The organism is Blautia wexlerae DSM 19850, from assembly GCF_025148125.1.
Taxonomy (GTDB): Bacteria; Bacillota; Clostridia; order Lachnospirales; family Lachnospiraceae; genus Blautia_A; species Blautia_A wexlerae.
In genome coordinates, this window is sequence record NZ_CP102267.1 from 2,940,719 (window position 1) to 2,961,109 (window position 20,391).

Here is a 20,391-nt window from a genome sequence, read left to right on the forward strand (position 1 = left end):
CAAATTGTTTCACAGATTTACTGCCTCAAAATGAATATTCTATCTTAGTATTTCCGGCAGAAAACAGATGATATCTCCTGCGGTCATCCCTCGCTGCCCTACTGTTTCAGCAGCCAGATCACCTGCCAGCCCATGCACATATACACCAAGTGCAGCCAGCATAACAGGAGAAAATTTCTTTTCTGCTGCCAGGTACATACACTGTATACCGGCAAGCACACCACTTAACACATCTCCACTTCCCGCTGTAGCCATTCCTGCATTACCCGAAATGTTCAAATACATATCTCCAAAAGCATCTGCCACCACAGTACAGGCATCCTTCAGAACGCAAACCGCTCCAGACTCCTTTGCATAATCAGCTGCAGTCTGTGCCAGACAATCCTGGATCTTACCGATTTCTTTTCCGCACAGACGACTCATCTCACCAATATGAGGTGTCAGGATCACATGTTCCCCGATAAAACACTTCCAGTTGTCATGGACTGACAGAAGATTCAGGCCATCTGCATCCAGAATTACTGTTTTTTTACACTCAGCTGCCTTCGCCAGGAACCACTGAGCTCTTTCCCTGCTCTGCGCTCCAGTTCCAAGACCCGGTCCTATCACAAGCACATCACACCAGTCAAGCATTGCCTGGTTTTTTTTCTCATCAAAATCACAGGTGATCATGGCTTCCGGCAACAGTGTCTGCAACGGAATCCTGTTGGCCTCCACGGTCTGAATTCTCACCATTCCCGCAGAGCTTTTCAGAGCAGCTGCTGCACTCAGATATGCAGCTCCGCACATTCCTTCGCTGCCAGCTATAAGAAGAACCTTACCGAAGGTTCCTTTATTTCCATAGGGAACTCTCTCCGGAAGCATTTTCAAATCTTCACGTTCCAGATGATGCATACAGATTTTCTTTCCGGGTATGGAATAGATTCCGATATCCGTAACAACGATCTCACCGCCATACATGCGTCCGGGATAAAAACACAGCCCTCTTTTGCGAAAAGCAAAGGTAACCGTAAGATCTGCCCGGAATGCAATCCCCTTCTCAAATCCGGTATCTGAGTCAATCCCGGATGGAATATCCACAGCTACTTTATACGCAGATGCCCGGTTCATTGTACTGATAAGCTCTGCATATTTTCCCTCTACAGGTCTGCTCAGTCCAACCCCAAAGATGGCATCTACTATAGTAGTATATTCATCCAGATCCAGGTTATGCACCCGGGGCACCTGATAATATTCTGCTGTTTTAAGCTGTCCGGCAGTTTCAGCAGTCATTTTCTCTTCCTTACCCGCAATATAATACCAGGTTCTGACTCCTCTCAACTGAAGCAGTCTGGCAATCGCCAATCCGTCTCCGCCATTGTTGCCGGTTCCGCAGACCACAAGGATTTTCTCTTTTTCTTTATTCTTTAATCTCTGTACAATCTCCTCAACCGTCTTTAATGCCGCCCTCTCCATAAGTACCGGAGACGATATCCCGGCTTTCTGAATCGTATTATGATCCAGTTCTTTCATCTCAACAGCAGTTACAATCTCTCTCATCTGTTCACCTCCTGTTTACAATAACACATTTACATACAAGAGAAAAGCTGTGATCAGATGACCACAGCCTTGTGTTTCACAGTTATCCCTTACATACCTTCATGTTCCTTTCTGTACTCACTCAGGTTATAGGACAAAGTCATAAGACTCTCTGAAAGATGTACGTTCTCTACCATTACATCCTCCGGGGCATCCAGATCAATATGTGCAAAATTCCAGATTGCCTTAATTCCATTATCAATTAAAATCTTTGCCATCTCTTTGGCTTTGTTTTTAGGAAGAGTCAGGATCGCGATCTCAACCTCATTCTCCTTCAGAAACAAAGGAAGATCGCTCAACATCTGAATCTCAATTCCACGAACTGCAATCCCCTCAAGTACAGGATTGACGTCAAAAATACCAACCAGCTTAAATCCGCGCTTTTCAAAATCCACATAATTGGCCAATGCCTGTCCCAGATTACCGGCACCCAGAATAATCATCGGATGTACAGTATCCAGCCCAAGGATCTTACCGATTTCTGTATACAAATAGCGTACATTATAGCCGTAACCCTGCTGACCAAAACCACCGAAATTATTTAAGTCCTGACGAATCTGGGAAGCCGTCACATGCATCTTCTTGCTAAGATCATTTGAAGATATACGCTCTACATTCTCCTCCATCAATTCACCGAGGTAGCGGTAGTACCGCGGCAGACGCTTGATTACCGCTTTCGAAATTTCCTTAGCTTCCACAAATTTTCCCTCCTTAGCTTATCTATGTCAATTATACCCAGATGTTATTTTATTGTCAAATTAAATTTGTACTTTTTGACCAAATATTTCTGTATTTTTTTATCAATTTCATTCTGAAAAATTCCCCGGAATATCATATTTTCTTCCATGCATCCATCCGGTGCTTTCTTTTCTCTGGACAAAATCTCTTAAAATGCTTTCAAAAACAGGCATTTTCGATTATAATAGTACGCGGACAAATTACAAACGGAGGAATTCCTATGATTTTATCATGTCAGAATATCTGTAAATCCTTTGGCGAAAAAATCATTCTCAAGGATGCCAGTTTCCATATAGAAGACCGCGAAAAGGCAGCTCTCATCGGCAATAACGGTGCAGGCAAGACGACTCTGCTGCGAATCATTATGCATGAGCTCTCCCCGGATTCAGGAAACGTGGTACTTGCCAAAGATAAAAATATCGGCTACCTTGCCCAGTATCAGGACATTCATGGCCATCATACCATTTACGAAGAACTGATTTCCACCAAACAGCACATTATTGATATGGAGAACCGTCTGCGCTCTCTGGAACAGGAAATGAAAACCACCACCGGAGATGCTCTGGACAGCCTGATGAATACTTACACAAGACTGAGTCACCAGTTTGAACTGGAAAATGGTTACGCTTACAAAAGTGAGATCATGGGTGTATTAAAAGGTCTTGGTTTCACAGAAGAAGATTTCGAACGCCAGATAGAAACTCTTTCAGGCGGCCAGAAAACCCGCGTAGCTCTGGGTAAACTGCTTCTTGCCAGCCCTGACATTCTTCTTCTGGATGAGCCTACCAACCATCTGGATATGGAGAGTATTTCCTGGCTGGAAACCTATCTTCTGAATTACCCGGGTGCTGTATTTATCGTATCCCACGACCGTTACTTTCTTGACAAAGTCGTAACAAAAGTTGTGGAAATCGAAGCAGGAAATATGCGTATGTACAGTGGCAACTATTCTGCCTATGCCCTGAAAAAAGCCCAGCTGCGTGACGCCCAGTACAAAGCCTACCTGAACCAGCAGCGGGATATCAAACATCAGGAAGCAGTCATTGCCAAGCTGAAATCCTTTAACCGCGAGAAATCCATCAAACGTGCGGAAAGCCGCGAGAAAATGCTGGATAAAGTCCAGCGCATTGATAAACCACAGGAGATTCAGAATCAGATGCGCATTTCCCTGGAACCAAGATTTGTCAGCGGAAATGATGTCCTTACTGTGGAAAGTCTTTCCAAATCTTTTCCCGGACAGACACTTTTCAGTGACATCTCCTTTGAGATCAAACGTGGAGAACGTGTAGCCCTGATTGGCAATAACGGCACAGGCAAAACCACCATGTTAAAGATCATCAATGGGCTGATTGATGCAGACAGCGGCAGATTTACTCTTGGTTCCAAGGTACAGATTGGCTACTATGACCAGGAACACCATGTTCTTCATATGGAGAAAACTATTTTTGAGGAAATCTCAGATGCTTATCCCACACTTACGGAAACAGAAATTCGAAATATGCTGGCAGCATTCCTTTTCACAGGGGATGATGTATTCAAACTGATCTCCGCTCTGTCCGGCGGAGAAAGAGGTCGTGTTTCCCTCGCCAAGCTGATGCTGTCCGAAGCAAACTTTCTGATCCTCGATGAGCCCACCAACCATCTGGATATCGCTTCAAAAGAGATTCTTGAAGAGGCATTGAACAGTTACACTGGAACAGTATTCTATGTTTCCCACGACCGTTACTTCATCAACCAGACAGCTACCCGGATCCTGGATCTGACCAATCAGGCAATTGTAAATTATATCGGAGATTACGACTATTATCTGGAGAAAAAAGAAGAGCTGACGGAAAAATATGCTCCGGCTGCCGCTCAGGCTGTGACAGAAGCAAAGCAGGCTTCTGATAACAAGCTTTCCTGGCAACAGCAGAAAGAAGAACAGGCCCGCCAGCGAAAACGAGAGAATGAACTAAAAAAAGTAGAAGCCCGCATTGAAGAACTTGAAACCAGAGATAAAGAGATCGACGAAACCATGATTCTCCCGGATATCTGCACAAATGTGGCAGAATGTGCGAAACTCAGCAAAGAGAAAGCCGCCATTACCGAAGAATTAGAAGGATTATATGAAAAATGGGAAGAACTTGCATAATGCAGGTTCTTCCCATTTTCGCAGTTTATAACTTTTTACAGGTTTCTCCGCTGCAGTGTGATCCTGCCCGGAGAACTTTATAATGTTATAGAAACATTACCGGATAATTTCTGAAATTATAAAATTTCATCCAGTCTCTCTCTGATGGCAAGGATGAAATCTTTGCTGTTCAGTACTGTCACATCCTCAAGAGAAGTGATCAGCGCAAGGTCTTTTGTCATCTTACCGCTTTCAATCGTCTCCAGAGTCGCCTTCTCCAGTTTATCAGCAAATTCCATCAATTCTTTATTGCCGTCCAGCTCACCTCTTTTTCTCAGAGCTCCAGTCCATGCAAAAATAGTTGCTACAGAGTTAGTAGATGTCTCCTCACCTTTCAGATAGCGATAATAATGTCTCTGTACAGTTCCATGAGCAGCTTCATATTCGTAATATCCCTGTGGAGATACCAGTACAGATGTCATCATAGCCAGAGAACCAAATGCTGAAGAAACCATATCGCTCATAACATCTCCATCATAGTTCTTGCAGGCCCAGATAAATCCGCCTTCAGCCTTCATGACACGAGCTACGATATCATCGATCAGGCTGTAGAAATATTCAATGCCTGCTGCTTCGAATTTCTCCTTAAACTCATCTTCATAAATAGTTGCAAAGATTTCCTTAAAACGTCCGTCATAAATCTTGGAGATCGTATCCTTGCCGCCAAGCCACAGGTTCTGTTTTGTATCCAGTGCATAATTAAAACAGCATCTTGCAAAACTTGTGATAGAATCATCCAGATTGTGCATACCCTGAAGCACACCCGGTCCCTCATAATGATGGATCAGCTCTTTTCTCTGCTGTCCGTCTGCACCTTCAAATACCAGATAAGCATCTCCGGGACCGTCAATATACATCTCTGTGTTCTTATACACATCACCATAGGCATGACGTGCGATGGTGATCGGTTTCTTCCAGTTCTTAACACATGGTTCAATACCCTTCACTACGATTGGGGCACGAAAAACAGTTCCGTCGAGAATTGCACGAATCGTTCCGTTAGGACTCTTGTACATTTTCTTTAAGGTATACTCTTCCATTCTTGCCTTATTAGGAGTGATAGTTGCACATTTCACTGCTACGCCGTACTTCTTTGTAGCCTCTGCTGCATCAACAGTTACCTGATCATCCGTTTCATTTCTGTATTCCAGACCAAGGTCATAATACTCAGTGTTCAAATCAATATACGGAAGAAGAAGTTCATCTTTGATTATTTTCCAGAGAATTCTGGTCATCTCATCTCCATCCATCTCCACAAGTGGTGTCTGCATCTGAATTTTTTTCATGTTAATCCTCCTCTTTGGCTCTCATCCAGTTAACTATCATGATAGCCGAAAACAGACCGTTCGTCAATGCTTTTATACACTAAAGCAATATTTTGCCAAATAAAATGATTACTGATCACAGTTCCATAAAGCGTTCCAGATCCAGTTCTCCCCATCCCTGCTGATTCTTTGGCAATCCCATATCCCTGGCACTTTCTTTCAATTTCATCTTGATCTGAACATTAGTCAGCTCCGGATTCTTCTCAAGCATCAATGCTGCTGCCCCTGCAACCAGAGGTGTAGACATAGAAGTACCACTCTTCACTCCATATCCGTTATCTGCTCCCGGTGCACAGGCAAGAACATGATTCCCGGGTGCAACCAGATCCGGTTTACAAACACACTCAAATGTAGGTCCCCTGCCTGATATGGCAGTCCGTCCTGTAAGCAGATCGCTGGAGCCTACTGTGATAATCTTCCGGCTGCTTCCCGGTGCTGTCACACTTCCTGCCTTCGGTCCCTGATTTCCTGCCGCAGCCACTACCACCAGACCTGCATCCCAAAGTTGTTCCACACCTGCGATCAGAACTCTGTGATCTTCTGCTCTCCTACAGGTTGTTCCCACCGAGATATTCACTACACGTATCCCATAATATCTCTTATTCTCCAGGATCCAGCGAAAAGCCTGTAAAACATCTTCTTTCCTGCCATTTCCCGTTCTGTCGAGCACCTTCAGAACTATCAGGCTACACCCGGGGGCAATTCCTCTGATCCGTCCTTCCGAAGCCCTTCCGTCACCGCCAATGATCCCACATACATGGGTTCCATGAGAATTATCATCATAAGGTCTGATACGATGTCCGATGAAATCTTGAAACGCAAGTATTCTCCCTGTAAAATCTATATGAGGAAAAATCCCGGTATCCAGAACACACACACCCACGTGCTTTCCTGTATATCCGGAATCATCTGAATTCTTCATAAAAAATCCTCCGAATCATCTGGATAATGAAATCTTACCGCAACTGTTCATCAGGTCGCTACAAAGACAATGAACATTTGCGTCTTACTTTAAATTATTCGGAAGATTATATTTTTGTGTCCGACAGTTTCTCCTGTCATATCTCCGTTTTTCTGTAAATAAAATGTATAAAGCTTCCATGATATGCAGATACTTCTGATATGCAAAACAACAGGCATATACAGAATCTGTTACAGAAATCCCGAAAATATCCTTATAGCAATTTCATAAAATAACTGTAACCATCTGCATAATATTAAGGAGACAAATTATGACTGCATTATTATTGATACTGGTATTTTTACTCTTTCAGACCTTCGTCCTGCTCTGCTGTGTAGCTGCCGGAAATGACGCTGCCTCCCAGGAAATCTCCGATCAGGAACAAATGGAATTTATCCGGGAATGGAAAAAAATACATTGCAGCAGCCCTCAAAAATAAAGGGCTGCTGCAATGTGCTGATAAACCTTCTACATCACATAACAGTCATATCGTATTGCTTTTCCTTTTAATATATAAGAAGGCTCTCTTCCATCAAGACAGACGCTCTTAAGAGGACGTTTTACGATAATTCTGGAAGGTCCGGCTTTGATAGCTGCATCAAAAAGATCTTTTTCCTCAGAACATGGAGGTTCAAGTTTCTGGATCAGCTGAAGTTTTTTATTTATCAGACCGGATTTCTGTCTCTTCGGGAACATGGGATCAAGATAGATCACATCTACCGGATCCATAAGTTTCTCCATACATGACACACTGTCACCCTCCACCAGTTTCATTCTGGAAGCAATGTCTTTTAATACGGGATGCTTTCTGGCACGCCGGAGCGCATCCTTCAAAAGTGCGGCGATCACCGGATTCTGTTCGTATAATGTCACCTCATAGCCATATGCTGCAAGAAGGAAACCATCCTCCCCCATACCTGCAGTGGCATCAATTGCTTTCAGATGTTCTCCCTCTGTTTTGACCGCACGTACCAGCATTTCATGGGAAAGTCTTCCGTTTGTGACTCTGTGCAGCATTCCTTCAAAATCTCCCTGATATGTCAGGCCATAACCGGTAAGTGATACGCCCCGGGAGTCAAACATTACTGTCAGATGTTCTCCCGGTTTGTCCATAATCGGAACATTGTTCTTTCTGGCAAAAGATTCTGCCATTTCTCTTTGCCCGCCCTTACCCAGGCAGACTGTTATCTTATCATTCATTTACACATTTCCCGCAAAATTTAATTTTCTTTTAATGCTTTTTCTATTTCAGAGATCACAATTCTGAGTGCTTTGATACGGGCATATTTCTTGTCAACAGATTCCAGTACATGCCATGGTGCAAAGGAAGTGTTTGTCTTCTGAAGCATCTCATTTACGGCCACTTCATAGGCATCCCATTTCTCTCTGTTTCTCCAGTCCTCATCTGTGATCTTCCATTGTTTCTCCGGATTATTCTGTCTCTCCTGAAAACGCTCCAGCTGTGTATCCTTATCGATCTGTACCCAGAATTTAATAATGACTGCACCCCAGTCTTTAAGTTCTTTCTCAAACTCATTCATTTCGTTGTAGGCACGTTTCCAGTCATTTTCACTGCAAAATCCCTCCAGACGTTCTACCATAACTCTGCCATACCAGGTTCTGTCAAAAATAGCGATATGCCCATTTTTCGGAAGTCTTGTCCAGAAACGCCATAAATAATGTCTGGCCTTCTCATGTGGTTCCGGACTTGCAATTGGATGTACTTCATAGCCCCGGGGATCCAGAGCTTCTGTAATACGTTTGATGTTACCTCCTTTGCCTGCCGCATCCCAGCCTTCATACGTGATGATCACAGGAATACGTCTCCTGTACAGTTTATTATGGAGTTCCCCCAGTTTACTCTGGAGCTGTTTCAGTTCTCCCCTGTACTCCTCGTCATCCATTGTTTTATCTCTCAGATCAATATCCGACAGACGGGGAATCTGCTCCAGAGGGAATACATTCTGCAAAATCGGAACGGAATGTGCCTGATTCTGCATGGCAACTTCAATATTGCTTACCATAGTCTCCAGCACCTGAAGTTCCGCCCATTTTCTGTCACTGGCATCTATGATGTACCATGGTGCAGAGGAAACATTCGTGTCAGACAGATACTGAGAAAATATTTTTGCACATTTTTTGTAATGTTCATTCTGCCATTTATCAAAGTCTGACACACGCCATCTGGTGTCTTTATGATCCAGAAGTAATTTTTCACGCCGCTTCTGTTCATCCCTGTCAATCTGCATAAAGAATTTCAGCACCAGATAACCATTATCTGTAAGCTGTCGCTCAAAACGGCGGATGCTGTCAATCCGCTGTGTATAACCTTCGCCTTCAATCTCGCCCGACAGACAGTCTTTACAAGTCTGCTCCATCCAGCCGGAATCCAGAAATGTAAATTTTCCGGCTTCCGGAATCTGTTTAAAATAACGATACAGAAATGGATATCTCAGTTCTTCTGCTGTGGGAGCTGACATAGTGGCAACCTTAAAGAAACGCGGATCAATATTCTTAATGACTTTTCCGATCGTACTTCCCTTGCCGGAAGATCCCCAGCCTTCAAAGAGTACGATTACCGGGATCTTATGTTCCTTGATTTTCATCTGAAAATCATAGAGCTGACTTCTTGCTGTCTGCAGACGGATTTTGATTTCCTCTTTTTCCGGCATATGTGCCGGAGTCCATGTTGTAAGCATAACATTGATCCTCCTTTTATTTTTCTTCGTAACTGTTCAATACTCTCACAATCAGAGACTGTTGAATAGTTACCCTTTTCATTAATAGAATATCTCAAATTCAACTGAAATAATCATAACATGAAATCTGTTTATCGTAAAGCAGGTGTATGATATCACTACTGAATTGTTTTAACTGCATTATTTTATGGGATTACTATGGATTTTTTCTAAAGCCACAATATTTTCAGAATATTCTTCCCAGGTGAGATTTCGTTTGATCCTGGCCGGACTGCCCATTACCAGAGAACCATCCGGTATCACAGTATTCTTGGTAACCAGGCTTCCTGCACCTATAATACAGTCCTTTGCCAGGCAGATCCGGAAAGATTTGCCCGCCCCCAGCTGATGAGCATTACAAAATTCCTGTCTGGTAAAAGACAGCTTCTTCTTTTTATAATAAAAATGATCATATCGGATTTCAGAATTTCCGTAATCCTTTCTCAGGCCGTTATCAAAAGCAGCATTCAAATGATAATAAGGTAATCATCCGTATCTGTTTTCTCACAGTTTATCATCTCTTTGCGTCAATCCATATTTTTTTAAATCCACCGTTCCATTGACAACCTCAATTCCATCTGCTTCCAGTAGCTTTTTCTGTACATCTTTACCGCCGAAGGCAAAAGCCCCTGACAGTTCTCCTCTGAAATTCACTACCCGATAACAGGGAATATGCCCCGGATCCGGATTCTTATGGAGGGCATTCCCTACCGCTCTCGACATTCTCGGATTCCCTGCCATTTCGGCAACCTGACCATAAGTTGCAACGCATCCTTTCGGAATTTGCTTCACTGCCTCATAAATCTTCTTTGTCGGGCTGTATGTTACGAGATCATAGCTTTCGGATATCATTCTTTTAATATCTTTATCCGGTACCGTCCCATTTAGAATAATGGTATTCCAATGTTCCTTATTCTGATGATAACCAGCCTGTACAGATTCATAGGCACTTCGCCAAAAATCACGCCACTCCGGATCTGCTTTTACATTCAGATTAACATAACCGTTTCGTTCATAGATCCATAAAAAAATTTTTTTGTTTTCCCTCGCTCTTACCACTTGCCAGTTCTGATCACGGAAAGGTCTTTCCGTATATGTATTCTGAAATGATAAACCGAATTCCAACGCTGCTTCTCGTGTAATCATGCAATTTTGATTCATTTATTTCACCCTTATTCCCTGAAATTATTTCTGACATCTTCATAATCTCTTGGAAGTCCCTCAAACAAAATTATTGCCTTATCATACTGTTCCTCTTCCATACATGATATAGCTTTCCTATACTGTTCCTGCTTCCTGATTTCTTTTAATTCCCTGTCCCACATCTCGGCTGTTTTCTCACTCTGATCACATTCTTTTAAAAAGCTCTATCCTCACACGGAAAAAGTTAAGCTGTTTATTACATCTATTTTTCCCCTTCATTCGCTTCCTCTATTGTCACACTCTCCTGTACCTGCATATCCGTATACTGAACACGAATAACTGCCTGCGGCCAGTTTATGCTGACCATTGCTGTTTTGTCTTTCTCATCTCCTGCTTTCCGGATAAGCTCCAGCAATTCCTTCAATACTTCCTTTGTCAGATAACCGCCTCTCCAGTGAAAAATAAGTACCCTGCCTTTCTTCGCCGCCTGCAAAGAACGTTTATACACATCCTCTTTCTTAGTAAAAGAAAGCTTCTTCTCCTTATAGTAAAAGTGCTCATGATCACCGCAGTGAGGCGCCGGCGCAATAAGAGGCTCATGATCCCTGAAAATCTGTGAATCATCCAGATTGAAATAATCATAGCGGATTTCAGAAGTTTCACGATCTTTTCCCAGGGTATTATCAAAGGTCGCATCCAGATGATAATATGTACCTCCTATTTTTACAATATTCCATGTGTGGCGATACTTAATTCCCTTCTCAGGATTATTTCCACAGATTGCAATCACACACCAGACTCCCAGTGCATCTAACAAAACCTTTACTGCTTTTGCAATTCCCTCACAAACACCAACGCCTTGCCCCAACGGTCCGATAATTTCATGGGAATATGATTTTTTCAGTTTATCATAGCGGATATTTTCACAGATAAAATCATGCACATACTTCTCTTTCTCCCATTCAGACAGCTTCTGAGCCGGGCGAATCAGCTTCTCAACTCTGGCAGTCATAGCCTTTTGATGTTCGCAAATCTTCTTTTTATCAAAAAGATACTCTGGAATAAAAATCAGATTCGGAGAGTCTTTATAATACCGGTATTTATAACTGCTCACCCAAAATATCTCCGGATGATCCAGACGCATCTGAAAAAATACATTATAAAGTTCTTCTCCCTCTAATGCCGGAATCTGAAATTCATCCGCCAGGTTTTTCACACCGCTAAGAATGCTGTGATATGCAGCCTGCTGCGCCTTATTCATATGGTTGTAATAATATTGCTCCATTGTTATCTTATCTCCAAGTTCTTCGTCACTTATAATCCCTTCCGGTACATTTCACTGATCACTGCCTGCGCATGTTCAGATTCCTTTTTCTCTATTATCTGCGCCCGATCACTTAAAATCGCCAGCATCTCATCTACCAGATCTTCGATTTTAGGATTTGTATACCGATATAAATAACCCAGCATTCTGGTTGCAGTATAATCTGTATTCATATTTTTATATGCAATCTCAGCACAAAGCTCCTTCGGATAGCCCTTGCTGAGCAAAACCCTGTATAGTTCTTCTGTTCTTTCTGATGCCATGTTTTTTGCCTTTCTTATCATGTTTCTGTGTCACCAGCCATCTGATTTACTTCATCAAAAATCATATGATATAGCTATGTTTTTTCTCATAGTAACATACTTCAACTGATATTCGCAATCAGAACATGGAGCTTATTTGATATGGAAAAAAGATTGTGTTACTGTTCAAGGGCTAACTGGACTTAAGAAAACCGATGGTGTAAACTGAAAAACAGTTAAAGCCATCGGTTTTCTTTATCCAAATATCCTGGACACTCTGTCAAATATATTTTCTGGTTCTTCTAAGCGCATCAAAACAAGCATGCTCATGCATTGGCAGAGGTAATCGATGCTCTCGAAACTTCTGAATGTCACGGCCTGCGCCTGTTTCCGCTTATAATTCCTTAGAAGCCTTTCTGCTTCATTATTAGTGGCAGGTACCCGGAGATCATGCAGGAACAGCAGATGGTTCTGCATATATTTCTCTATTCTCAGAAATAAATTATACCCGTCTCTATAGTAATCGTTTGCCGGAACATTTTCATATTCCTTCCGGGCGGTCTCCAGTATCTTACGGTATCTTTCTTCGAATTCAGAGACCTTACAGGGATCCAGTTCCTCAGACGGCTGTAATCCATTCCGGAAATGGATCATTTCCTGTACCAGTGAATGCATATCTTTATTCCAGGTACGGTCCGGCTCATTATCCATGCTACCTTTCAGATAGCGCAGCACATGGGCAAGGCATTCCTGATGATCCGTTCCATAATTATAAAAGGTCCGGTCATGATCGTGTACAAGGATCCCCTGGTAATCTTCAGTGACCGTGTCCTTTACCCCTTCATGCCCTTTTTTCTCACGGGCAAAATACAGGGCTTTTCCGTCCGGCGTTGCGCAGACATATATCTGGCAGCCCTTTCCGTTTTCCCTGCCATTTGTACAGTCTGTATGCATGACAGGGGAAAGCAGCATATCTGCATAAGCAGCCCTGCGCTCAGCTTCCGTTTTTAAGGCAAACTCCCTGCTGAGTCTGCTCACCATTCCTTTTGAGATATTCAGTTTTCCACCGGTCAGGCCTGACAGAAACTGTCTGCTCTTATCGATCGATGTACAGCAGTCATTGTTAAGAAGAAACAGAAATGCCCGGATGCTGCCGTCATAATTCACATCATCAATGACTCCGGCCGGAAATGGAGCATGAACGCGTTCTCCCGTCTGACTGCTATAATAAACATCTGCATGATATTCTGTTACATCCAGGAGCATGCGGATGCCTACCCGTTGTTTTATGATCGTTTTTGATGTCTTTTTAAAAGAATTGTCTTCCAGGACTATTTCCGGAGGCGGGAGAAGGATTGCCGGCCGGGTCGGCTCCTGTTTTTTGCGGCAGTGTCCCTTATGGCCTGGCTGGCCTCCGGGTTTCCTTCCGGTCTTTTCCCTGCTGTTCGTGATCTTTTTCTTCCGGAGTGTTTTGGAAGAAGGGATAGAAGAATTTTCATAATCACGGTTTATCTGTGCACGGAGTTTCAGATTTTTTCCCTGTTCTTCTTCCAGCCTGACTGCTGTTTCATAAAACTGGTGCTGGAGTTCTTTTACCTTATCCAGTGCATCATCCCTCTGTTTTTCTGCTTTCAGGGCGCGCTTTTCCATCTCCTGGAGCTCCTGTTTCGTTTTCTTCTGCATTTTTTCAAACTCCAGAAGCATATCTTCCAGTACCTGGAACCAGTAATTACGGACACGTATCGTTTCCTTATGGGCATCCGCCGCTTCTTTCTGCAGTTCCAGGATCCTGGATCCATATTACCTGCATTCCTTCTGATGAAGCTCTTTCAGCCGGACATATCTTTCTCCGGATTCCAGTTCTTTATTTCTGGTCTGTGCAGCTTTCAGGCGGCACAGGAGTGTAATACGGTCATAAGCATCAGGCATACTTTTTCCCCCGGCATAGTTTTATCTGTCAGACGCCGCTGATAATATCTGTGATCTTTGAAATATGGTCTTCCAGAAATTCGATCATTTCTTTCTGCTTCTGGATAAACTCTTCCTGGATCTCAATCTGCTTGAGATAACCGTCAAGAAGTTCATCACGTTTTCTAAGTTCTTCTCTTAAATCAATGTTCATAAGCCGTCCTCTCTTTCCTGACAAAAGTATAGCAGAAACACAGGAAAAAAGCGAACTGCCGGAAACTTATCATATGTTCTCCGCCTTCTAAGAACGTGGCAGTTTTATACTCACTGAGTTTTGCTGTTTCATTTGCAAATTGAATACCCACTTTTGAGGCATCAATCCCCAGAACCTTATGTGTAGAAATATCTCCGGTTCCGCATCCAAAATCCAGGACATTTGTTGTTTTTTCCGCAAATAGTTTTAAAGCTTCATCAAACATGGTTTCCACTTTCAAATCTAACTTTCTTAAATCTACAGGTGTACATTCTTTAAAAACCTGATTCCACATTTCTATTTCCTGTTCATATGCTTTATTCAAGACTTCGTCATCTCCTCATTACTTAATTCCTTTTTTCAAAAAAGAAACTGCTCCAGATATTTTTTTCACAGACCTGCTCATTTCATCTACAGCAATCCTGCTAGTACATCGTTTTCGAAACACGCTCTAACACTCTACCGCTACTTTGATCACACCATCTCTCTTATTTTCAAAAAGTTCATATGCTTCTTCGATTCTGCTAAGCGGATAGGTATGTGTGATAAGTGGTTCTGTATTAATCTTACCTTCTGCGATCAGTTTCAGGGTTTCCTCACAATCACATCCATCCACTCCACCTGTTTTGAATGTGAGATTTTTTCCATACATATCCGGAAGTGGCAGTACCTGAGCCTTATCATAAAGTGCAACCACTGTCACAGTTGCATTTGGTCTTGCACATTCCCATGCCAGACGAAATGTAGATTCCGCTCCCGCAACCTCAAGAACTACATCAGCTCCACCGTGATCACTATGGTCCTGGACAAAATCAAAGCATTCCTCCGGCGAGACAGTAAGAACCTCCGGATAATGTTCATTAATAAAATGAATTCTGTTTTCATCTTTTTCACACATAATAATACACTTTGGATTTTTCAGCATAACACTTAGCAAAGTGCAAATCCCTGTAGGACCAGCTCCAATAATCAGCACAATATCCTCCTCTGTGATCTCAGAAATACGTGCAGCCCAATAGCCAGTGGCAAGAACATCTCCTACCAGCAAAGCCTGTCTGTCAGTAACTCCTTCCGGAATTTTGTTCAGTCCCTGGTCAGCAAACGGAACTCTTACATATTCTGCCTGACCACCATCTATACGACAGCCAAGAGCCCATCCGCCATTCTCATCTGTACAGTTATTTACATAACCTTTTTTACAGAAAAAACATTCACCACAAAAGGTTTCTACATTTACAGTCACACGATCCCCTGGTTTTACATGAGTTACAGCACTTCCAACTGATTCAACAATACCTACCATCTCATGTCCCACAGTTATACCAGGAACTGCACGGGGAACACTTCCGTGTTTAATGTGCAGATCACTTGAGCAGATACTTGCAAGCGTTACCTTTACAACTGCATCTCGTTCATGCGTAAGTACTGGTTTTGGTTTTTCCATTAATTCAAATTTTCCCTTTGAAACATATGTATAAGTCTGCATTATTTTATCCCATCACTTTCCGGATTATTTTATCAGATGATCCTTCATAAATTTTAATGTTTTGTCTGCCTTTAGCCAAACTGCTTCCTGTTCTTCATGGGTAACAAAGATCAATGTCTTTCCCTCGGTCTTTTTTAAAATATAATCAATTGTTTCTGTGCATACCAGTCTTATATTGGAAGCAGCACTCAGATTTTCGCACAGGCGATCTTCCTGAAATACTGCACTGATCTTCCTGTCACTTATCACTTCTATTTTTCCCTTATCCGGAATATCCAGCCCCAGAAGAAGCCGTATCAGTGTAGTTTTTCCACATCCGGATCTTCCTCTTATACAAGTGGTTTTCCCTTCTGGAAAAACGCAACACAAATCTCTCAGTATCTGCTGCTCTCCGTATGCTTTACTGACATGATCTACCTTTATATCCATATCTTTTCTCCACCTGTAACAAACCTCACAAATAACGCATTTAAGAAAATTACCATAAATCAAAATCTCCGTTATTTATGTTCTATCATATAAACTACTCTGCTTACAATTCCAAGAAAACACTTTTCAAATACAAAACTTATCACAATAATCACAATCGTCCATGCAAAAAGATCAGGAGTATTCAGATATATTTTTGCATTATACAGTTTCTCACCAATAGAACCTGAGGGTACTCCGATAACCTCTGCTGCCACTCCTGCTTTCCAGCACATCCCAAGTGAAAGCCTGCATGCAGAGAGAAAATAAGGTAGTACCTGCGATACATAAATATATCTGATCTTTCTTCCGGGATTCACCTGAAATACTTTTGCCATTTCCAGTATCTTACTGTCAGTCTGCCGTATTCCCTCAAGGATATTCGTATATATCACAGGCAGAACCATAAGAAAAGAAATAAAAACTGACAGATTTCTGGACGGTATCCATATCAGGCACAAAATGATAAAAGACGCCACAGGTGTAGATTTGACCACCGCAATTACAGGTGCTATCAGGATTTCCACTGTTTTTGACCAATATGCCAACACTGCCAGAAAGATTCCCAAAAACATAGCCAAAAGAAATCCTGTCACAATACGCACAAAACTAAATCCAACAGACTGCCAGAAATTCCCGGTAAAACTCAGTTCAAAAAGCTTTCGGACAACAGAAACAGGAGATGCTAGAAGAATCTCCTGTCCCAGATACATACTTGCAAACTGCCAGATTGTAATCCAGAAAAACACTGCCACTATGCGGATTCCTGTATAGCATCCTTTCTTTATTTAAGAATTCAAGAAGTATTTAAGTTCATTAAATATTTTATCACACAATGAAAAAATATTTAATGAAAACTTTGATATTTACCAATAATTTTTCTATTCTTTTCATAACCTGACGGCATATTTTGTTGCTTTTCCATACTGATTATTCTATAATATATAATATCTGTTTGCAATTTTTTGTTGTTTTTTCTGAAACAGCAAAAATCGAAAAACATGTTGCTGAGAACGGAATGAGCAGTAACAATGTCAAACGATCTCATCTATAAAATAAAATATCAGGAGTATACAGATATGGAATTGAAAAACAGAACTTTATCAAATTTCGCCGATCTTGTTCAAACCGGTGAATGCAAAAAATTCAAAGGCCGCCTGAAGGTAGGTGTGGATTTGGGTACAGCTAATACAGTTCTGGCAGTTGTAGACACTACCAACCGTCCGATTGCTGGCATATCCGCTCCCTCCCAGGCTATCAGAGACGGCGTGATCGTCAATTATTATGAATCTGTTCAGCTTGTTACACGGCTGAAGGCTGAACTTGAAGAAAAACTGAAAACTGAACTTCCTTACGCTGCAGCTGCAATCCCACCCGGAGTTTCCGAAGGAAGTTCAAAAAGTATTCAATATGTGCTGGAGGGTGCAGGTTTTGAGGTTTCCAATATCGTAGACGAACCCACCGCTGCAGCTGCTGTACTTAAGATTTCAGACGGCGCTGTAGTGGATGTAGGTGGAGGCACTACAGGAATCAGTATTCTCAAAAACGGCAAAGTAATCTACACAGACGATGAAGCTACCGGCGGCAGTCACATGACCATGACTGTAGCAGGGCACTATAACATCCCATACGAAGAAGCTGAAATTTTAAAAACAGATCGTTCAAAAGAAGCTGAAATTTTCCCTGTAATCAAAGCAACGGTAGAAAAAATGGCCACGATCACTCAGAAATTTCTCACAGGCTACCAGGTACCCGCTGTATATGTTGTAGGCGGTTCCGCAAGTTTTGAAGATTTCACAGGCGTATTTGAAAAAAAGCTTGGGCTACCTGTTTATCGTCCGGTACATCCTCTGCTGGTAACCCCACTGGGTATCGCTTATCACTGTGATCTTCCACCAGTCACACACAAAAAATAATCAAAACTTTTCATAAAATACTATATAAGGGGGTATTATACCATGAGAGAACTAAAAGCAACAAAAATCAATGCTGCAGATTTTGCACCATTTGGTACATTTTTCAGCATGACAGAGCCAGAAGGCTATCCATTACATGGTGAAATACATAAATTTTATCCAGACCGTATTTCCGGTACCTGTATGGGATCCATTGGTTTTTCACCTATTGCAGTACATAAAGATGAACGCATCGTTAAAGCTGCTGAATATCACACAACTACCTGGGAAGGAATTGTTGCACTGGATGATGACATGATCATACATGTAGCACCGGCTTCTGCAGGCGCACCTGTTCCGGAACTTACCAGAGCATTCATAGTTCCAAAAGGAACTATGGTGAAGATCAATACTGCTATCTGGCATTTATGTCCTCTTCCTTTAAACAATGAAGTACTCCATGCCATGATCATTCTTCCGGAATGCACTTATGCAAATGACTGCACAGTAGTAGATTTTGAAGAAAAAGACTGGTTTAAGATTACTGTCTGATATACATAAATATCCCCGGAACTCCACTGTTTTTACATAAAGTTCCTGGGATATTTTTATTGTCTGATTTTTACAATACACCCTGCTTCTGCATTTCGGCAGACACAGAAACATACTCTTTACTGTTTTCAAGATTTCCCAGCTTTTCTTCCCATGTAAGGTTTCGTTTAATCTTTGCAGGACTTCCCATCACCAGAGAACCGTCCGGTATCACTGTATTCTTTGTCACAAGACTTCCTGCTCCTATGATACAATCCTTACCTATTCTGGCACCATCAAGAACAACCGCTCCCATTCCGATCAATGTACGGTCACCGATCATACATCCATGAAGCACTGCATTATGTCCAACTGTCACATTATTCCCAATATGTACCGGCATATTACGGCTTACATGAATCGTACAGTTTTCCTGAACATTAGATTCCTCACCAATCACGATCGGAGCATCATCGCCACGTATCACAGCATAATGAAGAACACAACTGTCACGCCCGATAGTTACATCTCCAATAACCACTGACTGCCTTGCAATTTTTGCATCTTCTGATATTTTTACACTCTTATAATCCATCTTCCGAAATACCTGCCTTCTTGATTTAATACTACCTTCACATCATTTTCAATACCCTGACACTTCTTTACTGCAGAATCTTTATACATATTCCAAAAAGACTTTCTGCATTTCATTTACTGATTTACAGAAAGTCCTCTTAGCTATTATTTATGGTGTTTTTCTTCCTCTTCTTTCACCAGTCTTGATGTTTCTTCAGACGGTGCTGAGATTACAGCTGCTGCTATAATTTCACAGGGCGGGTTTCCCTTTACAGCATCTACTGCTGCCTTTACTGCTGCTATATCGCCACTTAAGAATATAGTTGCGTGACCTCCGCACTTGGTATGCCAGGTACGGAATTCCACATCTGATGTTTTCAGCATCTGGTCAAGGACAACTACTGCATTACAGCTTCCCACAACCTCTACTAATCCTAATGCTCCATATGACATCTTCTCATTTCCTCCTGACATGTTCTATTTGTTAATGGTCATCTTAAGTGCCACTTCAGTATCTGCGGAAGGTGATGCGATCACTGTGTGAGAAACAATCTTGCCAAGGGGTTTGGCTGTCTCTAAGGCCACTTCCATTGCTGCATTCACATCAGAAACACTGCCGCGTATTTTTACACATGCTCCGCTTTTCAGTCGGTTTCGTTCGACGCTTTGAATCGTTACGTTTGCAGCCTTGGATGCTGCATCGAGAGCGACAAAGCAAGCTACCAGGTTATCCAGTTCAAATGCCCCAACTGCCATGCCATCATAGTTTTTTGCCATTTTATCCTCCTTACGAGACGGGAAAATGGTTCTCCCGACTGCTGTCTTTTATACTAGTATACCTTGTTTTCATTATAATCACAAGCTATTTTCTACTGAAATCTCACAAAAATTCACATAATGCCACACAATACCACATCATCTTCAAGAGTTTATCTGTTGGATTGTTTATTTTTCACTATTTTCATAAATCTTCTCTCTTACAACCATTCACAGGCTTCTATGCAGAACATATACTAATATGGAGAACAACAATCTGCTGTTGTCAGGTTTTAATC

The 20,391-nt window shown here is 42.0% G+C and carries 23 protein-coding genes; 3 read left to right on the plus strand and 20 right to left on the minus strand.

Features of this window, described 5'->3' with window-relative positions; translation table 11 throughout:
- Nucleotides 1-39 precede the first annotated feature (39 nt).
- Nucleotides 40-1,539, minus strand: coding sequence for a bifunctional ADP-dependent NAD(P)H-hydrate dehydratase/NAD(P)H-hydrate epimerase (locus tag NQ550_RS13670; protein ID WP_022380001.1), 1,500 nt, complete (start codon nt 1,537-1,539; stop codon nt 40-42).
- Between the two features lie 89 nt (nt 1,540-1,628).
- On the minus strand, nt 1,629-2,276 hold the full coding sequence (locus tag NQ550_RS13675) for a redox-sensing transcriptional repressor Rex (RefSeq protein WP_022380002.1): 648 nt from the start codon (nt 2,274-2,276) through the stop codon (nt 1,629-1,631).
- Between the two features lie 260 nt (nt 2,277-2,536).
- On the opposite strand from NQ550_RS13675, the gene NQ550_RS13680 reads away from it, so the two are divergent.
- Nucleotides 2,537-4,447 (plus strand): ABC-F family ATP-binding cassette domain-containing protein, encoded by a 1,911-nt coding sequence (locus NQ550_RS13680; RefSeq protein WP_008703937.1) that lies wholly within the window; start codon nt 2,537-2,539, stop codon nt 4,445-4,447.
- Between the two features lie 116 nt (nt 4,448-4,563).
- Here the strand turns inward: NQ550_RS13680 and NQ550_RS13685 are convergent, their stop codons facing one another.
- The 15 genes from NQ550_RS13685 to NQ550_RS13755 form a co-directional block, all read right to left on the minus strand.
- Nucleotides 4,564-5,772 carry an NADP-dependent isocitrate dehydrogenase gene (locus NQ550_RS13685; RefSeq protein WP_008703938.1) on the minus strand — a complete coding sequence of 403 codons (1,209 nt, stop codon included), beginning with the start codon at nt 5,770-5,772 and terminating at the stop codon, nt 4,564-4,566.
- 115 nt (nt 5,773-5,887) lie between these two features.
- Complete coding sequence (locus tag NQ550_RS13690) at nt 5,888-6,733, minus strand: S8 family peptidase (protein WP_008703939.1); 846 nt, start codon at nt 6,731-6,733, stop codon at nt 5,888-5,890.
- A 507-nt stretch (nt 6,734-7,240) separates the two neighbouring features.
- Nucleotides 7,241-7,972, minus strand: a complete 732-nt coding sequence (locus tag NQ550_RS13695; RefSeq protein WP_008703940.1) for a class I SAM-dependent methyltransferase — start codon at nt 7,970-7,972, stop codon at nt 7,241-7,243.
- Between the two features lie 20 nt (nt 7,973-7,992).
- Complete coding sequence (gene pap / locus NQ550_RS13700) at nt 7,993-9,471, minus strand: polyphosphate:AMP phosphotransferase (RefSeq protein WP_008703941.1); 1,479 nt, start codon at nt 9,469-9,471, stop codon at nt 7,993-7,995.
- Nucleotides 9,472-9,651: 180 nt separating this feature from the next.
- On the minus strand, nt 9,652-9,981 hold the full coding sequence (locus NQ550_RS22890) for an LbetaH domain-containing protein (protein WP_008703942.1): 330 nt from the start codon (nt 9,979-9,981) through the stop codon (nt 9,652-9,654).
- A gap of 33 nt (nt 9,982-10,014) precedes the next feature.
- Entirely contained in the window at nt 10,015-10,656 is a 642-nt protein-coding gene (locus NQ550_RS13710; RefSeq protein WP_025577079.1) for a methylated-DNA--[protein]-cysteine S-methyltransferase, read from the minus strand.
- A gap of 259 nt (nt 10,657-10,915) precedes the next feature.
- On the minus strand, nt 10,916-11,938 hold the full coding sequence (locus NQ550_RS13715) for a transglutaminase domain-containing protein (RefSeq protein WP_020994048.1): 1,023 nt from the start codon (nt 11,936-11,938) through the stop codon (nt 10,916-10,918).
- 29 nt (nt 11,939-11,967) lie between these two features.
- Nucleotides 11,968-12,240: a hypothetical protein gene (locus NQ550_RS13720; RefSeq protein WP_008703953.1), complete on the minus strand. Its 273-nt coding sequence runs from the start codon at nt 12,238-12,240 to the stop codon at nt 11,968-11,970.
- 234 nt (nt 12,241-12,474) lie between these two features.
- Complete coding sequence (locus tag NQ550_RS13725) at nt 12,475-13,902, minus strand: IS66 family transposase (RefSeq protein ID WP_120062723.1); 1,428 nt, start codon at nt 13,900-13,902, stop codon at nt 12,475-12,477.
- A 117-nt stretch (nt 13,903-14,019) separates the two neighbouring features.
- Complete coding sequence (locus NQ550_RS13730) at nt 14,020-14,148, minus strand: hypothetical protein (protein ID WP_020994050.1); 129 nt, start codon at nt 14,146-14,148, stop codon at nt 14,020-14,022.
- A gap of 28 nt (nt 14,149-14,176) precedes the next feature.
- A complete protein-coding gene (locus NQ550_RS13735; RefSeq protein ID WP_008703957.1) occupies nt 14,177-14,341 on the minus strand; it encodes a hypothetical protein in 165 nt (54 codons plus the stop codon).
- Nucleotides 14,331-14,705: a class I SAM-dependent methyltransferase gene (locus NQ550_RS13740; protein ID WP_008703958.1), complete on the minus strand. Its 375-nt coding sequence runs from the start codon at nt 14,703-14,705 to the stop codon at nt 14,331-14,333. The genes NQ550_RS13735 and NQ550_RS13740 overlap by 11 nt, the downstream gene beginning before the upstream one ends.
- 126 nt (nt 14,706-14,831) lie before the next feature.
- Nucleotides 14,832-15,866, minus strand: a complete 1,035-nt coding sequence (locus tag NQ550_RS13745; protein ID WP_020994051.1) for an alcohol dehydrogenase — start codon at nt 15,864-15,866, stop codon at nt 14,832-14,834.
- A gap of 24 nt (nt 15,867-15,890) precedes the next feature.
- Entirely contained in the window at nt 15,891-16,295 is a 405-nt protein-coding gene (locus NQ550_RS13750; RefSeq protein ID WP_008703961.1) for an ATP-binding cassette domain-containing protein, read from the minus strand.
- Between the two features lie 71 nt (nt 16,296-16,366).
- Nucleotides 16,367-17,047, minus strand: coding sequence for an ABC transporter permease (locus tag NQ550_RS13755; protein WP_179961454.1), 681 nt, complete (start codon nt 17,045-17,047; stop codon nt 16,367-16,369).
- Between the two features lie 366 nt (nt 17,048-17,413).
- Between NQ550_RS13755 and eutJ the strand changes: the two genes are divergently transcribed.
- Nucleotides 17,414-18,250: an ethanolamine utilization protein EutJ gene (gene eutJ / locus NQ550_RS13760; protein ID WP_020994052.1), complete on the plus strand. Its 837-nt coding sequence runs from the start codon at nt 17,414-17,416 to the stop codon at nt 18,248-18,250.
- A gap of 42 nt (nt 18,251-18,292) precedes the next feature.
- Nucleotides 18,293-18,781 carry an ureidoglycolate lyase gene (locus NQ550_RS13765; RefSeq protein ID WP_008703967.1) on the plus strand — a complete coding sequence of 163 codons (489 nt, stop codon included), beginning with the start codon at nt 18,293-18,295 and terminating at the stop codon, nt 18,779-18,781.
- Between the two features lie 70 nt (nt 18,782-18,851).
- On the opposite strand, the gene NQ550_RS13770 is transcribed toward NQ550_RS13765, so the two are convergent.
- From NQ550_RS13770 to NQ550_RS13780, 3 genes are all read right to left on the minus strand, one after another.
- Nucleotides 18,852-19,355: a gamma carbonic anhydrase family protein gene (locus tag NQ550_RS13770; protein WP_008703968.1), complete on the minus strand. Its 504-nt coding sequence runs from the start codon at nt 19,353-19,355 to the stop codon at nt 18,852-18,854.
- Between the two features lie 146 nt (nt 19,356-19,501).
- Entirely contained in the window at nt 19,502-19,810 is a 309-nt protein-coding gene (locus tag NQ550_RS13775; protein WP_330671049.1) for a BMC domain-containing protein, read from the minus strand.
- A 3-nt stretch (nt 19,811-19,813) separates the two neighbouring features.
- Complete coding sequence (locus tag NQ550_RS13780; RefSeq protein WP_008703970.1) at nt 19,814-20,113, minus strand: BMC domain-containing protein; 300 nt, start codon at nt 20,111-20,113, stop codon at nt 19,814-19,816.
- Between the last annotated feature and the right edge of the window lie 278 nt (nt 20,114-20,391).

Bases quoted from the DNA above. Each gene is read 5' to 3' on its own strand.
- eutJ (WP_020994052.1), top strand. From the start codon at position 17,414: ATGGAATTGAAAAACAGAACTTTATCAAATTTCGCCGATCTTGTTCAA.
- NQ550_RS13685 (WP_008703938.1), bottom strand. From the start codon at position 5,772: ATGAAAAAAATTCAGATGCAGACACCACTTGTGGAGATGGATGGAGAT.
- NQ550_RS13765 (WP_008703967.1), top strand. From the start codon at position 18,293: ATGAGAGAACTAAAAGCAACAAAAATCAATGCTGCAGATTTTGCACCA.
- NQ550_RS13680 (WP_008703937.1), top strand. From the start codon at position 2,537: ATGATTTTATCATGTCAGAATATCTGTAAATCCTTTGGCGAAAAAATC.
- NQ550_RS13720 (WP_008703953.1), bottom strand. From the start codon at position 12,240: ATGGCATCAGAAAGAACAGAAGAACTATACAGGGTTTTGCTCAGCAAG.
- NQ550_RS13690 (WP_008703939.1), bottom strand. From the start codon at position 6,733: ATGAAGAATTCAGATGATTCCGGATATACAGGAAAGCACGTGGGTGTG.
- NQ550_RS13755 (WP_179961454.1), bottom strand. From the start codon at position 17,047: ATGTATCTGGGACAGGAGATTCTTCTAGCATCTCCTGTTTCTGTTGTC.
- NQ550_RS13715 (WP_020994048.1), bottom strand. From the start codon at position 11,938: ATGGAGCAATATTATTACAACCATATGAATAAGGCGCAGCAGGCTGCA.
- pap (WP_008703941.1), bottom strand. From the start codon at position 9,471: ATGCTTACAACATGGACTCCGGCACATATGCCGGAAAAAGAGGAAATC.
- NQ550_RS13735 (WP_008703957.1), bottom strand. From the start codon at position 14,341: ATGAACATTGATTTAAGAGAAGAACTTAGAAAACGTGATGAACTTCTT.
- NQ550_RS13695 (WP_008703940.1), bottom strand. From the start codon at position 7,972: ATGAATGATAAGATAACAGTCTGCCTGGGTAAGGGCGGGCAAAGAGAA.
- NQ550_RS13725 (WP_120062723.1), bottom strand. From the start codon at position 13,902: ATGCAGAAGAAAACGAAACAGGAGCTCCAGGAGATGGAAAAGCGCGCC.
- NQ550_RS13710 (WP_025577079.1), bottom strand. From the start codon at position 10,656: ATGATTACACGAGAAGCAGCGTTGGAATTCGGTTTATCATTTCAGAAT.
- NQ550_RS13745 (WP_020994051.1), bottom strand. From the start codon at position 15,866: ATGCAGACTTATACATATGTTTCAAAGGGAAAATTTGAATTAATGGAA.
- NQ550_RS13770 (WP_008703968.1), bottom strand. From the start codon at position 19,355: ATGGATTATAAGAGTGTAAAAATATCAGAAGATGCAAAAATTGCAAGG.
- NQ550_RS13775 (WP_330671049.1), bottom strand. From the start codon at position 19,810: ATGTCAGGAGGAAATGAGAAGATGTCATATGGAGCATTAGGATTAGTA.
- NQ550_RS13750 (WP_008703961.1), bottom strand. From the start codon at position 16,295: ATGGATATAAAGGTAGATCATGTCAGTAAAGCATACGGAGAGCAGCAG.
- NQ550_RS13780 (WP_008703970.1), bottom strand. From the start codon at position 20,113: ATGGCAAAAAACTATGATGGCATGGCAGTTGGGGCATTTGAACTGGAT.
- NQ550_RS13670 (WP_022380001.1), bottom strand. From the start codon at position 1,539: ATGAGAGAGATTGTAACTGCTGTTGAGATGAAAGAACTGGATCATAAT.
- NQ550_RS13730 (WP_020994050.1), bottom strand. From the start codon at position 14,148: ATGCCTGATGCTTATGACCGTATTACACTCCTGTGCCGCCTGAAAGCT.